Source organism: Candidatus Nitrosopumilus sp. (assembly GCF_965262695.1).
Taxonomy (GTDB): Archaea; Thermoproteota; Nitrososphaeria; order Nitrososphaerales; family Nitrosopumilaceae; genus Nitrosopumilus.
In genome coordinates this window covers 1,127,280-1,140,760 of sequence record NZ_OZ253550.1, presented here as the reverse complement: position 1 = coordinate 1,140,760, position 13,481 = coordinate 1,127,280, and the positions used below count along the sequence as shown (strand labels likewise).

General features: G+C 32.5%; 18 protein-coding genes. 12 read left to right on the top strand and 6 right to left on the bottom strand.

Translation table 11 applies throughout. The features are described 5' to 3' along the window. Position 1 precedes the first annotated feature (1 nt). The 5 genes from ACQY2P_RS06985 (at position 2) to ACQY2P_RS06965 (ending at position 3,965) form a co-directional block, all read left to right on the top strand. The gene (locus ACQY2P_RS06985) at positions 2-493 is read left to right on the top strand and encodes a hypothetical protein (RefSeq protein ID WP_428325940.1); all 492 of its coding nucleotides are present in this window, start codon (positions 2-4) and stop codon (positions 491-493) included. 162 nt (positions 494-655) lie between these two features. Continuing rightward, positions 656-1,867, top strand: a complete 1,212-nt coding sequence (locus ACQY2P_RS06980; protein WP_428325939.1) for a DNA cytosine methyltransferase — start codon at positions 656-658, stop codon at positions 1,865-1,867. A 32-nt stretch (positions 1,868-1,899) separates the two neighbouring features. Next, complete coding sequence (locus tag ACQY2P_RS06975) at positions 1,900-2,799, top strand: PmeII family type II restriction endonuclease (RefSeq protein WP_428325938.1); 900 nt, start codon at positions 1,900-1,902, stop codon at positions 2,797-2,799. Between the two features lie 35 nt (positions 2,800-2,834). After that, positions 2,835-3,239 (top strand): very short patch repair endonuclease, encoded by a 405-nt coding sequence (locus ACQY2P_RS06970; protein ID WP_428325937.1) that lies wholly within the window; start codon positions 2,835-2,837, stop codon positions 3,237-3,239. A gap of 210 nt (positions 3,240-3,449) precedes the next feature. Continuing rightward, positions 3,450-3,965: a hypothetical protein gene (locus tag ACQY2P_RS06965; protein ID WP_428325936.1), complete on the top strand. Its 516-nt coding sequence runs from the start codon at positions 3,450-3,452 to the stop codon at positions 3,963-3,965. 117 nt (positions 3,966-4,082) lie between these two features. Here ACQY2P_RS06965 and ACQY2P_RS06960 read toward each other — a convergent pair whose 3' ends face one another. The 5 genes from ACQY2P_RS06960 to ACQY2P_RS06940 form a co-directional block, all read right to left on the bottom strand. Continuing rightward, a complete protein-coding gene (locus tag ACQY2P_RS06960; RefSeq protein ID WP_428325935.1) occupies positions 4,083-5,432 on the bottom strand; it encodes a hypothetical protein in 1,350 nt (449 codons plus the stop codon). A 2-nt stretch (positions 5,433-5,434) separates the two neighbouring features. Then, entirely contained in the window at positions 5,435-5,584 is a 150-nt protein-coding gene (locus ACQY2P_RS06955; RefSeq protein WP_428325934.1) for a hypothetical protein, read from the bottom strand. Beyond that, positions 5,581-5,730: a hypothetical protein gene (locus ACQY2P_RS06950; protein ID WP_428325933.1), complete on the bottom strand. Its 150-nt coding sequence runs from the start codon at positions 5,728-5,730 to the stop codon at positions 5,581-5,583. The genes ACQY2P_RS06955 and ACQY2P_RS06950 overlap by 4 nt, the downstream gene beginning before the upstream one ends. Positions 5,731-5,882: 152 nt before the next feature. After that, entirely contained in the window at positions 5,883-6,038 is a 156-nt protein-coding gene (locus ACQY2P_RS06945; RefSeq protein ID WP_428325932.1) for a hypothetical protein, read from the bottom strand. Between the two features lie 224 nt (positions 6,039-6,262). After that, positions 6,263-6,634: a hypothetical protein gene (locus tag ACQY2P_RS06940; RefSeq protein WP_428325931.1), complete on the bottom strand. Its 372-nt coding sequence runs from the start codon at positions 6,632-6,634 to the stop codon at positions 6,263-6,265. Positions 6,635-6,748: 114 nt separating this feature from the next. Here ACQY2P_RS06940 and ACQY2P_RS06935 point away from each other — a divergent pair, with 114 nt between their 5' ends. From ACQY2P_RS06935 to ACQY2P_RS06905, 7 genes are all read left to right on the top strand, one after another. Further along, a complete protein-coding gene (locus ACQY2P_RS06935; protein WP_428325930.1) occupies positions 6,749-7,003 on the top strand; it encodes an ArsR family transcriptional regulator in 255 nt (84 codons plus the stop codon). Between the two features lie 27 nt (positions 7,004-7,030). Beyond that, the gene (locus ACQY2P_RS06930; RefSeq protein ID WP_428325929.1) at positions 7,031-7,936 is read left to right on the top strand and encodes a phospholipase D family protein; all 906 of its coding nucleotides are present in this window, start codon (positions 7,031-7,033) and stop codon (positions 7,934-7,936) included. A gap of 135 nt (positions 7,937-8,071) precedes the next feature. Continuing rightward, the gene (locus ACQY2P_RS06925; protein WP_428325928.1) at positions 8,072-10,111 is read left to right on the top strand and encodes an AAA family ATPase; all 2,040 of its coding nucleotides are present in this window, start codon (positions 8,072-8,074) and stop codon (positions 10,109-10,111) included. 23 nt (positions 10,112-10,134) lie between these two features. Next, a complete protein-coding gene (locus ACQY2P_RS06920) occupies positions 10,135-10,872 on the top strand; it encodes a hypothetical protein (RefSeq protein ID WP_428325927.1) in 738 nt (245 codons plus the stop codon). 194 nt (positions 10,873-11,066) lie between these two features. Then, on the top strand, positions 11,067-11,825 hold the full coding sequence (locus tag ACQY2P_RS06915; RefSeq protein WP_428325926.1) for a rhomboid family intramembrane serine protease: 759 nt from the start codon (positions 11,067-11,069) through the stop codon (positions 11,823-11,825). 33 nt (positions 11,826-11,858) lie between these two features. Further along, positions 11,859-12,035: a tautomerase family protein gene (locus ACQY2P_RS06910; RefSeq protein WP_008300807.1), complete on the top strand. Its 177-nt coding sequence runs from the start codon at positions 11,859-11,861 to the stop codon at positions 12,033-12,035. A gap of 167 nt (positions 12,036-12,202) precedes the next feature. Then, positions 12,203-13,009 (top strand): carbon-nitrogen hydrolase family protein, encoded by an 807-nt coding sequence (locus ACQY2P_RS06905; RefSeq protein ID WP_428325925.1) that lies wholly within the window; start codon positions 12,203-12,205, stop codon positions 13,007-13,009. Here the strand turns inward: ACQY2P_RS06905 and ACQY2P_RS06900 are convergent. Beyond that, complete coding sequence (locus tag ACQY2P_RS06900; RefSeq protein ID WP_428325924.1) at positions 12,993-13,451, bottom strand: DNA topoisomerase; 459 nt, start codon at positions 13,449-13,451, stop codon at positions 12,993-12,995. The genes ACQY2P_RS06905 and ACQY2P_RS06900 overlap by 17 nt on opposite strands. Positions 13,452-13,481 lie beyond the last annotated feature (30 nt).

Genomic DNA, 13,481 nt, shown 5'->3' with positions numbered 1-13,481 from the left:
CTTGAATAAAAAAATCCTTGTTGTATCTGTTGTAGCCATAATTGCTGTAATATTCTTCTCAGCTCATTTACTTAATTCTCAAAACCGTATTGATTCCATAACTTTAGAGGCTCAGCAATCTTCATCCCAACCATTGCCATTAGGGCATTCATCTGCCATAATTGTTCCTCACCTCTATATCATGTCTATTGATTATAACAACAACATCTTGAATCTTGAAGTATTGTTAGTCAATGAAGATGGTATAGATAATGTTAGATTGAATAATGAAACTTTCTTAATTGTAGAAGGTACTGTTAATGGAAGCAATACCATTATTGGCAAAGAAATGTTAGATTCACTTCCTGTTACAGAATTGAAACCTTTTGAAGAAATTTCAACCAATTTGACATTCCCTGTTTCAGGCAATTTACAAGAATTTAAGATAATGTATCTGATTGAAACAGGTACATTTACTGCACAAACTGAATCTGGTCCATTTCTAGTTCCATAAATTTACTACATCTAATTTGAATTATAGAAATATCAAAAATAGTATGTATGACTTTCATTATGCAAACAGTATTGAAGTTCTAAATCTTTGAACAGTCTTGGTTGAAAGTCAATTGTTAACAGGTCCAAACATTTATGTTTCAAAAATATTTATGAATTTTAAATGACGCAAAATAATATTCCAAGACCAAAAGTCATTTCATTATTCACATGTGGTATGGGAATGGACAGTGGTTTTGAAAAAGCAGGATTTCAAACAGTTTATGCAAATGATATTACAAAGTTTGCATGCGATACAATCAAAGAAGTCAAGAAAAAAGAGCTCAAAGAACAAACCCTTCATCTAGATGATGAAAAAAATATTTTTGAAATTACATCTGACAGTATTCTTAGCAATGTAGGACTTGCAAAAGGCGAATCAGATGTTTTGATTGGAGGCCCTCCATGCCAATCGTTCTCAACTGCAGGAATGAGAAAAGGTCTGAAAGATAAGAGAGGCATGGCCGTCATGGAGTACATTAAGAAAATCAAAGAAATCAAACCAAAAGCATTTGTATTTGAAAATGTTCAGGGGATAAAATCTATGGCCATGAGCCACATTTCATTTTATGATCGAATTGTCATGGATGAATCCAAGCTTGATGAGTCACAGAAGAGAGGTTCATTATTTACCTATATTGAAAATGAATTCCGGAAACTTGAAGAAGAGGAGCATGGATATTCAATAGATTATGACATTCTTAATGCTGCAGATTTTGGTGTGCCTCAGAACAGAAAAAGATTCATCCTAATTGGAATTAGAAACGAATTTGGAAATGCAACCGAGGTACTTAATGAAATCAAATCAAAAGCAAAATACGCAGATCCTAGAAAAGCTAAAAAACTTGGCAAAAAGGAATGGAGAACCCTTGAAACTCTCAAAGACAAATTTGAAGGAGAAAATCCTCCTGATTGTGCAAAGTTCTCTAACTCTGTTGTGGAATACATGTCACATGTACCTAAAGAGATAGGTGGTTGTTGGGTTGACTTGCCACCTGAATTAAAGAAAAAAGCTATGGGAGGAGCTGCAGACACTGATGATCCTCGCAGGAAAGGAAAACAAGGGGGAAGAACAGGATTCTATAGGAGATTAAGTTGGTACAAACCATCACCAACACTTGTCACATCCCCTACACAAATGGGAACATGCATGTGCCATCCTACATATGATAGGCCATTAAGTTTGAAAGAATATGCATTGATACAAGGATTCCCTGCAAACTGGAAATTCCAGGGAAGCCTTACAAACAGATACAGGATGATAGGGGAGGCAGTTCCAGTTGAGATGGCTAAAACAATAGCTGACACGATCAAAAAACACATTGATAATGCATAATAATTTATGAAAGGAACCTAATACCCCATTGCTTGGTTCAAAATACAAAAGATGGCGTACAAGAATTTCTGAGACATGCTTTTACAATGGAAAAAATATCTACTGAAAAAAGAATATCTGATCTTGTTTCGCGTTTTGATTCTTTAGAATCTTTCAAAAACCTTGATGTGTCCAAAAAGATATTTGAAAAACGAGACATCCGAGAAGCGCAAAGAGAAAGGCTAAGAAAGATACAAAATATTATTGATACACGAAAAGACATCCAAACAAATTTTGTTACATATGTTTACAACAGATTTGCAGAGAATGCAGCTGATTTGATATCTGGACTTACTGCAGAAAAAATGGTTGAAGAGAGCTCCATCAACCCGTTCCTTGCAAAAGCTTTAGGGTTGGACAATTTTGATGACTTGGCAAGATACTTTGTTGTACAGACTATGAGCAGAAGTTTGGTTACCAGTTTTGGTACAGTTTTGGAAATAATCATCAGAGTGATATCATGCGGACAAAAGGGAAATTGGTGGGACGTTGTAGAAGGGGATAATTTATGGTCAATCAAAAGTGGCCCTAACGATATGAACAAGGATCAAGTAACAGAATTCTCAAAAAGAGCAATTAAAGCTAATAAAGCCAACAAGAATTCCAAACCCAGAATTTTGATGACATATGGAAAAAAGCCTCACAGTGTTATCTCGGATACTCTTAAAGGAAAAAATCTAGATCCTGCCAAGTATACTGCAACAGGAAAACAAGTTTTTGAGCTTGTAACGGGAGACCCTAACTATCATTCAACGCTTCTAAAAATATTTTCCAATTACAAAAGACAAGGAAAAACACTTCTTGAGATGATGGATGAAAAAGTAGAAGATCTTTCAAAACAATTTAAACAAAAATACAAAAACACAAACAAATTGTTAGATGATACTTTTTAGAATTTTTTATTGTCTTGATGTGATACACAACTATTATGGCTGACATCTTTACTCCTGAAAAGAGATCTTGGGTAATGTCCAGGATAAGAGGAACCAACACAAAGATTGATCTTCAGATGAATGAGATTCTCAAAGGACTGGGATTTCCATACCAAATGTATCCAAAGATGTATGGCAACCCTGACTTTGTATTGGAAGAAGAAAGAATTGTAATCTTTTGCGATGGTGATTTTTGGCATGGTTATAACTACAAGAACAAGAAGAAACCTAGGCAGAAATTCTGGAAAGAAAAGATTGAACGGAACATGAGGCGTGACACTAATGTGACAAGGAAACTAAGAAGAGAAGGGTGGTCTGTCTTGAGGTTCTGGGAGCACGACATTGAGAAGAAAACTGGTGTATGTATTGATAGAATTGTTAGGAAGGTTTTAGAAAAATAACAAAATAATGGTCGGTTTTCTTTTTATGAACTAAAAATAATGTTATTGAAATGAACTATACTAGTTAATTTTGAATTTTTCAAAGATCATTTTTTTAGGTATGAAATGATCCTTTTAGGAATAGATTAGATCAATTTATAGATCGTTAGTTTACGATTTCTTGTTACCAAATACGATAATTTTATTATAGAATTTCATTTATCTCAAAACATGATAAAATATGAAATTCTTATTTCACCCAAAGCAAAATATGAAATTCAAAAATCAGGAGAACAGGAGAAAGTAAATCAAATTCTTCAAGAACTGTCGGGTCATGAAAATTTATCAGATATGTTAAAACCTCATGGAGAAAAATTTGTACTAACCGACACAGAATCTAAATTAAAGTTATATCTTGTTATGTCAGAAGAGGGAAACAAAGTTACGTTAGTTAAGTTAGTATTTCAAGAAAGCGTAGAACAAAAAATAAATGATGTAGGTGAGAAAGTAAAAAACCTTCAAGAAGAGATAGAATATCTCAAACGTGCAAATAAATCAAAAGAACAAAGAATAGTCAAACTTGAAAATTCTGTTAAAAAATTTGAGACAGAGAATGGATATCTATTTGAAATAGAAAGTGCTAGTGGTCAAAGAATAGATCAGGCTGATGCAGAAATAACAGAATTGAGATTACAGATAAATAAATTAGAAGAAAGAATAGAGCAGTTAGAAAAGAACAAACAATAATTCTAGTAGAAATTCAAAAAAAAAATCAATTACTTTATTTAGAAATTTTAGTGAATCAAAAAAGTAGTCAAGGTAGTCCAACTAGTATAATCGACTACCTAGACTAGTTGGACGTCGTTATTTTTCCTCACTGATTTTATATCTTTTTGATAAAATTTCTAGAATTTTTTCATCAAAAATATAGTACGTTGTCTGTACGCTTTTGCCGTTAATTACTCTGGTTTTCTTTATCCTCTTTGCCTGAAACTTGAATCTCAGGATTTTGGAAATAGAGTTTGGAGTTATTTTCTCTTCCATCTCATCAGGATAGTAAGACTTGCCACTTTTCTCGTCAAGCGTTCCTGGAATCTCTTTGCTGTTTGTAACTAGTTCCCATATATGGTTTGAACCTAATTCCTTTTGTTCCTCGATTATTGGCTTTAGGATCCTAAACAGCAATGACTCCAAACTTTCCTTTATTGTTTGATGTCTCTGTTCCAGATAGTATTTTGCAGTATCTTTAGCATCTTTCTCATATCTTGTTCCTGCAAACATGGAAAGAAAATCCTCCCATAACTCTTGGTCTCGACGTTCTAGTCCAGACTCTATTTTTAGGAATTCTTTTCCAATGTTTTGCAGTTTCCAAAACAGCAAACGATTTCGAAGTTTTTGCAAAGAAATCTTTTCTTGAGTAGATACAGTTTTGATGTTGCTCTCAGGACTTCCACCAAGCATGTAGACTGTTACTACTCTTTCAAGGAATCCCTTGTCTTGTGGTACACTTTCCCCTGCAAACCACTTGCAACAGAATATCTTGTAGAAAACTTGGTATTTCCCACTGTTTGTCATTATGACTCTAGGTTTTAGGCTTCCTTTGGAGTAAGATGACTTGTATGTCCGAATCTTCTCCCTATCCTTTACCATCTCCTGAGCTTCATCCTCACATATTGTGCCTGCTCCTTCTTCCTCAGTGCCAAGAAAGTTGTAGATGTCGGCATGTGGTAAATCTTCAGACATTAGGCATCTGTATGCAAGCCATCTTCCAAGATGTAACACTGTACTTTTACCCGACTCTGTTTCTCCAACAAAGAATGGAAAGTGAACCGTACTAATCCATTCCTGACAGTATGTGAGAAGTATCTCCCCTGAAATCAGTAACTGATCTCTTGGGTCTACAACAACATACCTTTTCACTTCATCCAGTATTTCATCTATCAGTTCATCTTTTGTAATATCTGTAGAACCTAGTTTCTCTATCTCATCCTTGGTAAAATAGAATGGCATGTATCCACATTCATGACGATAAAGTGGTCGATACACTGTCTTATCTGAAACCTTGATCTCATATTCCACTGAAACCTTTCCAGATCTTATGTCCTTGACAAGAAATGCAGGTTCTGAATCAACAAAGACAGATTCTACAAATCTGTTTTTACCTATGAATCCCTTTATCTTTGGAATACGTTTTGGTTCGTCTTTTTTTGCCAATTCTAGTTTGATCTGATGTGTAATCTTTTCTGACTGTCAATTGAGACATCAAATGTTACTATCTTACCTAAAACATTCTTCCATGCACTATCCAATGCAAATAGGAAGTAGCCTTCAAAATAATATGGACTAATCGTGCCTAGTTTCTTCATAATCTATCCACCCAAAACCTCTCACATGTATCTGCATGTTCTAAAAGTTCTAGCACTATCTCATCATAAGTCATTCCTTTCCTACCGATGCTTTTGAGTTTGTTTTTTGTATGGTTACTTAACTCTCCATTTTTCTTCATTGCCATATTCAACCCTCCTTTGGTTGGATCCTACGATCCTGACAATATCCACTGTTAGTCTTTTTACTAGCCTATGATAGCCTCAAAATAGAGCCTACAAAACAATTGTAGACTACCAGTATGTATACAAATCATTATTTAAAATATTACTAAATGAACTATATTCTTTTTTGAAATTTCTTATAGCATTTGACAAGTTTTTGAATAACATCATCCATTGATGTAAACTCCCCTGATTCTGCCTGTATGCGACCTTGAATTTTTAGAAGTTCTGTATGCAAATCATCATTAGCTAAACGTATTGTTTTTACCATGTTATATACAAAATAATTTAATATATTTAGGCGTTATGTTGCTCTACATCTAATATTGATTTGTCATCATCAGATTTTTCAAACACTGTTTTTTCTATATGTGACTGGTTTAAAATATGATACAAGTTTTTCAAATTCCATCTTGCAAATTTACACTTTAAAGAATTATAGTCTGAATAATGATTTGTATTACAAAATATTAAGATAACAAATATTCCTAGTGTTCAATTCAGTTTGTCTAACTGATATCCTATGAACTCATTACACCAATTATACTCATTACTATAGAGTGAATCAAGGTCAAGCATAATGTTAGTACATTTAGCTTCAGTTTGCTCAGGACCTATGTCTTTAGCCCATTCAGGTGTATACCCTGTTGTGTCTACAAAATAATTCTGATCATTATTTCCTGTATCTTGTTCAGTCATGTATTTTGATTTGAATTCATCTAATGTCTGATGTTCTTTCTTTGCACTATCCTCAGAATTATTACCTATCATGTTCCCTATGGCAGATGTAATAATCAATACTGCTATTGTTAACATGAGTATCCCTACAACAAATTTCTTCTTTGATTGCAGCATCCAAATTTTCATATTCTTGTTTTATCTCAGAGATATTTCAATGTTGTAACTATTTAGTAAATATATCGTATATAATATGTAATAATGCCCAAAACCCTAGAGACCAATTAGCTACAAGATAGCTACATGACTGATAACTCGTATCTTTTGGGCTTTGTTTTGGCCTCAAAATACCGCAAAAAGGTAATGATTGCACTAAAGGACAATCCTGATACTCCATCTGGAATATCTGAGAAAACAGAGATCTATCCCAGTCATATTTCTAATACGCTCAATGAGTTAGTTGAAAAGGAACTAGTTGTCTGTATTACTCCTAAGTTGCGAAAAGGAAGATTGTATGAGTTAACAAGGGAAGGGCAAAAAATTATAAAAAATTTATAAAATTTCTTTATCAGAGAATTATAATTTATGGATGAATATAGACATAAAAGAACAAAAATCATTGAAGAAAAATTTACACTTACTAGAGGATCTACTGATAATACTCTCGGCTTGCATCGTCAAGAATTTCTCAATGCAGGAAAAAAGGATCATAAAATTAAAGGGAAGTTTTATGTTAACCAAAATGAAAAATCAAATTATACAATAAAATTTTTCATTTTAACTGATCAACAATTTGTTTATTGGGCTGGTGATCCTAGTAGACTTCATGCTCCTGTATTTACTAGATTTTCAAAACAAAACCCAACAGATCCTCAACATTTTCTATATTCATCTAAGAATGCAATTCAGAAGGATGAATTTGAATTAAATTTGAATAAAGAAAATATTTTGTATTTTATTTTTGATAACAGTTTTTCAACCTTAACATCAAAAGATGTAGAATTAAAAGTGTGGGAAGAATGGGAAGAAAAAATTCAACCAATAGATGTTGTAACAACTATTCCCCCAGAAGACCGATCTTTAAGTAATGATGTAAAACGTTTAATCTCGCTTGCTAAAAAGGAATTAAAGATAATAAGTCCATATCTTGATACCTATATGGTCAAAGAAATTTTAGAAAAAGCTGATGAAGGTGTAGAAATACAAATTCTAACTAGAGAGAAAGAAAAATTCACAGGTTCTCCCGCAAAACAAGCTTTTGATTTTATTAGAAAAAAAATAGGTAAAAATCATCGAACAAATGAATATTTACATTCGCGACTTGTAATTTGTGATCAAAAAGAAGCTCTTGTATCTTCTGCTGATATCAAATTAGATAGTATGACTAGTCTCTATAATGCAGGAATAGTAATTTCTAATCCTGATGCATTACAAAAATTATTGGTGTTCTTCAAGCAAGCCTGGAAAGATTCTGAAGAAAAAACAATATGATTTTTTAAATTTTTAAAATTTGAGTCTGAATTGGCTTATTTTACATAGGAAGAATATGAATCTGTTTTATTTCAGATCGCATTATTTTCTTATATTATTACAAGTCTCATATACTGGAAATGTGAAGTGATCTCATTGGTTCATATCAATAATGTAAAATGCAAAGGACTCTATTCGTTCAAAGATCCTATAGAATTGGATTTTCCAAATAATACTGTCATTGTAGGACCAAACAATTCTGGAAAATCAAACATAATGAGAATACTCAAAATTCTTACAGATTCATTTTATCAAAGAACACAGCTATCGTACTCAGATATATTTCCAGACGAATACAATCCTAGCTTGGAATTTTCATTACAGTTTAGTGAAAACGAAACAAGAAAAATTCTGGATTTCTTTAGTTTCCCACTAGATAAAAAGAATGACAGTTCTGATTTTGTGCCATACTCAAATTATTCTATTTTGTTATTGTTGTTTAATTTTGTCAAAATAAAATTCACTTGGAAACGTGAAGTTGAAGGGAAAGAATCAGATCCCTATCTTGAATTAGATTTTGAAAAAACTGGACTAAAGTTTTTTGGAAGAATATTTGGAGATTTTCGTGTTTCAACATCATTTCCAAAACAAAATGAATCTCGAGAATATAACAATGATGTAAGATTAAGTGATCTTATACAATCCTATGATGATGACAAAAAAGCATTAGAAATCACAAAAGAATTTTTCAATTCAAAAAATCTAGAAGATATAGGCTCTCCTAGAATACGAATGGATCCAAACAAAACTCTTCCAGATAATGGAAAAATAATCATAACAAAATTATTTTCTTATCTTGAATTATCTGTAAATTCTTCCACTGAATCCTATTTTAGTGAATTATTAGGCACAATTCTTCATAAAGGATTTCAGATATCTTCTGGTAGCAAAGGCATTCAATCAAAAAACATATTGGAAATAGCACAAAAATTACGCACATCTAATAGGACTCCAGTCGCTGATCAAGACAAAAATGTTGTAGACTTTAACTCTGTTTTAGAAGAACAAGCATTTTCTAAAGCAGTTGAATTTAATGAAATACTTGAATCTGATGGAAGTAATCTGACCTCTTTTCTCTTCAGTCTAAAAAATTCTCCTAAACAAGATGCCAGAACAAAATTCAAGAAAATACAAGAAGGATTTTCCAGACTATTTGAAAACGAATTGTTAGAATTTGATGTAATACTCCAATACCCTGTTTCAAATAGAAGTCGTGTATGGTCGAGAACTAATCCTGTACGACCAACTATCCCAACAATAATGATTGAAGATAAGAATCTCAAAAGACAGTTTGCAGTTGATAATATGGGTGCTGGCATTCTTGAATCCATATATCTATTGACACTCTCGTATGGAATTGAAAATTCGGTAATTTTGTTAGATGAACCTGCCGTGAACTTGCACCCATCATTAATGAAATCAATCATAAAACATCTTCAAACTGAAAATTCCAATCAGTTTATCATCATCACACATTCTCCAGAGCTTGCGTCATATCAGATATTTGATAACAACTCTACTATTGTATACGTAAACAAACATGATAGTTCATCACATGTGTCTACTTTGACAGGGGAGATAAAAGAATGGTTTGAAAAAGATCGATCCAAACTTAAACATCAAATTGACGCACGAATATTTTTCTCAAAATGCGTTTTACTCACAGAAGGAGAGTCTGATCGTAATCTATTAGGAATTGTAAATTATTTAGAAACAGTAGACAAAAAATATGACATGTTATCACAAGATATCATCATAACAAGCGTTGGAGGAAAGAAAAATTTTCCTAAATATAGAAAACTGCTAAATGCATTTCATGTACCTCATGTTATTCTCACTGACGTTGATTCAAAAATAGATGTCTTCAAGAGTGATAAAACAGGTGAATTGTCAAAAGAAAAGTTGGTTACAAATGGCAATATAGTCACAATAACGGAAGGAAATTTGGAGGATTTCATGAAAGCAGTTGATCATGAAAAATTTTCTCAGGCGTGTACCGAGGGAGGAAAATCAAAACCCGCAGTATCAATGGAATTCTGCAAACTTGTAACACAATCAAACCCGAACATGTTGAAATCCCTTCAAGACTTCATAGAATTTTGTGTATCTTATCCGGAAAATAATGTCTCCTATTGAAATGAAACACATGTGATCTAAAAATGACGTCAACTGAAAAAAAATTATCTTATAAACAAAAATGGGCATTATCAATTCTTGCATTTGGGTTGTTGATTATTGCTTTTGGATTATTTGGAAATATTATAATTGATGTTGCTGGAATTCAAGATCCGCCAAATCTTAGTACCTTAATTGTTGAAGTTGGAATTGGTATAGTTATAGCATATGTCATTTATTCAATTTCAAATGATCAGCAAAAAGAAATGAAAGAACTTGTAAGAACAATTAATACTCAACAATATGAAATTAAAGAACTAGTAAATGATATTAAATCTATTGAAATAAAACAACAAAAATTAATTGAAGATGCTGAGAAATTTAGGAAAAGAAAATATGATTATGTCATGACATCAATTTCATTTTCACTAAAAAATTTTATTTCTATGTTAAATCAAAACATTTACTCAATTCATAATTTACCAAAAGATGATGATTCTCTGGAAACAATGGCTTTGACTGATAGCATTATTGATGATATTGTTAGTAATGTAATGATAATTAAAGATGGATTGAATGATTTAGAACAAACTTTAGATGCACAAGCAGGAACAATTGAACTAGATATAGAAAAAAATGTCAAAAACGTAATAGATGAATTAAAACAATGGATGCGAAATAAAGATCCATATGAGAACTTAGATAGTGCAGAAATTAAATCTAAAAAAATCACAAAAATTATGAATGAAATTCTAGAGAAATTACCAACTCCTTCTGTGTAAGTTCATTTTTGAATATTGAGCCTAAATTTCTTGTTTATACGGTAAAAATATTCTATAGAAACCACTTTCTAAATTGATTCAATGTTAGATACATTTTATGATCAATCTTTATTATTTTAAATTCAACTTCATTATACAATCTATATTCAATTGAAAAATCTTATTATACAAATTTCATTCAAACTAAATAACTAATGTTACCATTAAGAGATGAAAATCCACATCCTCCAGGATTTAAACCAAAAATTACAATTGGATTAATCATACTCAATGTTGCAATATTTTTCTATGAAGTAATTGCCACTGGTCAATTTTGGGAATTTTCTAATCAAAGAGCTGCATTCATGTTTTTTGAATGGGGTGCTGTTCCTAGCTGTATCACCGGTTTCTCATCAATGATTCAACCAGGAATTTCTTGTCCTGACACTCCATATTTTTCATTATTTAGTTCGATGTTCATGCATGGTGGTTTGATGCACTTGGGAGGTAACATGTTGTTTTTGTGGATATTTGGTGATAACATTGAGCTAAAGTTTGGCAAAGCAAAATTTCTTTTAATTTATCTTGCATGGGGAGTTGGTGCAGGTCTAGCTCATATAGTAATTGATCCAACAAGTTCAATTCCTGCAGTTGGTGCATCAGGAGCAATCTCTGGTGTACTTGGTGCATACTTGGCAATGTTCCCAAGAGTTCGAATTACTACTTTTCTTATGTTAGGATTCTTCTGGAGAATGATGCATATTCAAGCAAGGTGGTTTTTGCCATTTTGGCTAGTCTTTCAGAATTTGTTGCCATTTTTCATAGGTGGTTTTGGTGTTGCTGGTGGTGGTGTTGCATATATGGCTCACATTGGAGGATTTGCAATTGGGTTTGCAACAGGATACCTCTACAAGAAAACACACAGTTCTGAATATACATATGGTACACGATATGGATACCGCCCAGACTATTGAAAGCATAAATTCCTGATTCTAGTTTGAGTTTTCATGCCATTGATTACAGTGTCAATGTATCCTGGAAGAACTCAGGAACAAAAAGACGAATACGCAAAAGCAATCACAAAATCAGCAGTTGAGATTTTAAAAACAAAAGAAAATCATGTTATTGTTGTTTTTGAAGACAATCCAAAAGAAAATTGGTTTTTGGCAGGAAACCAACTTTAATTATTTTTTAAAAAAATTGACTGGATGACTCCTGCCAGTCGCAGGTTGACATACACACTATGGTCGGTATGATTCTATTAGAACAACTTTGCATAAGAAGAAAATGGTACATTTTGCGATTGTACCATTGGTTTATCCTTTTATTGTCATTTGATTATTGTTCTATTATGAAAGCTGCAGTTGTCCAATTCAAAGCATCAACAAACAAAGAAACCAATCTAAAGAAAATTATTTCATATATCGAAAAGGCAGCTTCTAAAGATGCAACACTGTGTGCATTTCCAGAATTTATGATGTTTTATACAAATTCAACTCAAACACCAAAACAACTTGCTACTCTAGCTGAAACCATTACTGGAAACTTTGTAAAAACTATTGCAAAGACTGCAAAAGAAAATCATATTCAAGTTGTAGGTTCATTTTATGAGAAGAGCAGAAAGAAAGACAGAGTATATGATACTTCATTTGTAATTGACAAATCTGGTAAAGTTATCTCTACGTATAGAAAAATTCACCTCTATGACGCATTAGGTTTTAGAGAATCAGACAAGATGGCATCAGGCTCAAAGATTGCAAAGCCTGTAAAGACAACATTGGGAAAAATTGGAATGATGATTTGTTATGATTTACGTTTTCCAGAAATGTCACGATCACTTGCAGCAGCTGGTTCTGAAATACTGGTTGCACCATCAGCATGGGTGAAAGGTAACATGAAAGAAGAACATTGGCTGACAATTAACAAGACACGTGCAATTGAAAATGGATGTTATGTGATTGCACCTGATCAAGTCGGTAACATCTACTGTGGACGAAGCCTAGTTGTAGATCCCTATGGAAAAATTCTGCTTGACATGAAAAAGAAACAAGGAATTGGATATGCTAACATTGATTTAAAAAAAGTCAAACAAACACGCAAAGTTTTACCATTATTAAAGAACAGAAGAACAGATGTCTATCCTACTTTGAAGGCTTGATTCTGCTTTTACAATTGAAATTTGAACACTGTTTAGTCCATTTTTGTTTTCGTGAGTAACGGAAAATTATCATTGGCCATTTACAAACATCACAAGGACTCTTTGTTGCTCTGAGTTTTGCTTTTTGTAATAATGGTGATGATGCTTTACATCCACCATAAAAGTTAGAACAACCCATGAATCGTTTTCTTGTTGTTCTCGAGCGAATTACCATTAATTCTCCTACTTTGCATTGAGGACATTGAACCAACCCATTTTTTGGAGAGTTTGTTCCAAGAATCATGTATTTTTTGTCTTTTGATGACCACGAAAGATACCCGTTCCCATCCAAATACTGAATTATCTCTTTTTTGAAAACGTTAGTTTTTGACTTTGTAGTTTTAACTGAATGTCTAACAACGGTTTTTTTGATCTGTACAGTCTGAAGTTTCTTTGATGGCATGTTCTACATTGAATTTACTAAAACGATTTT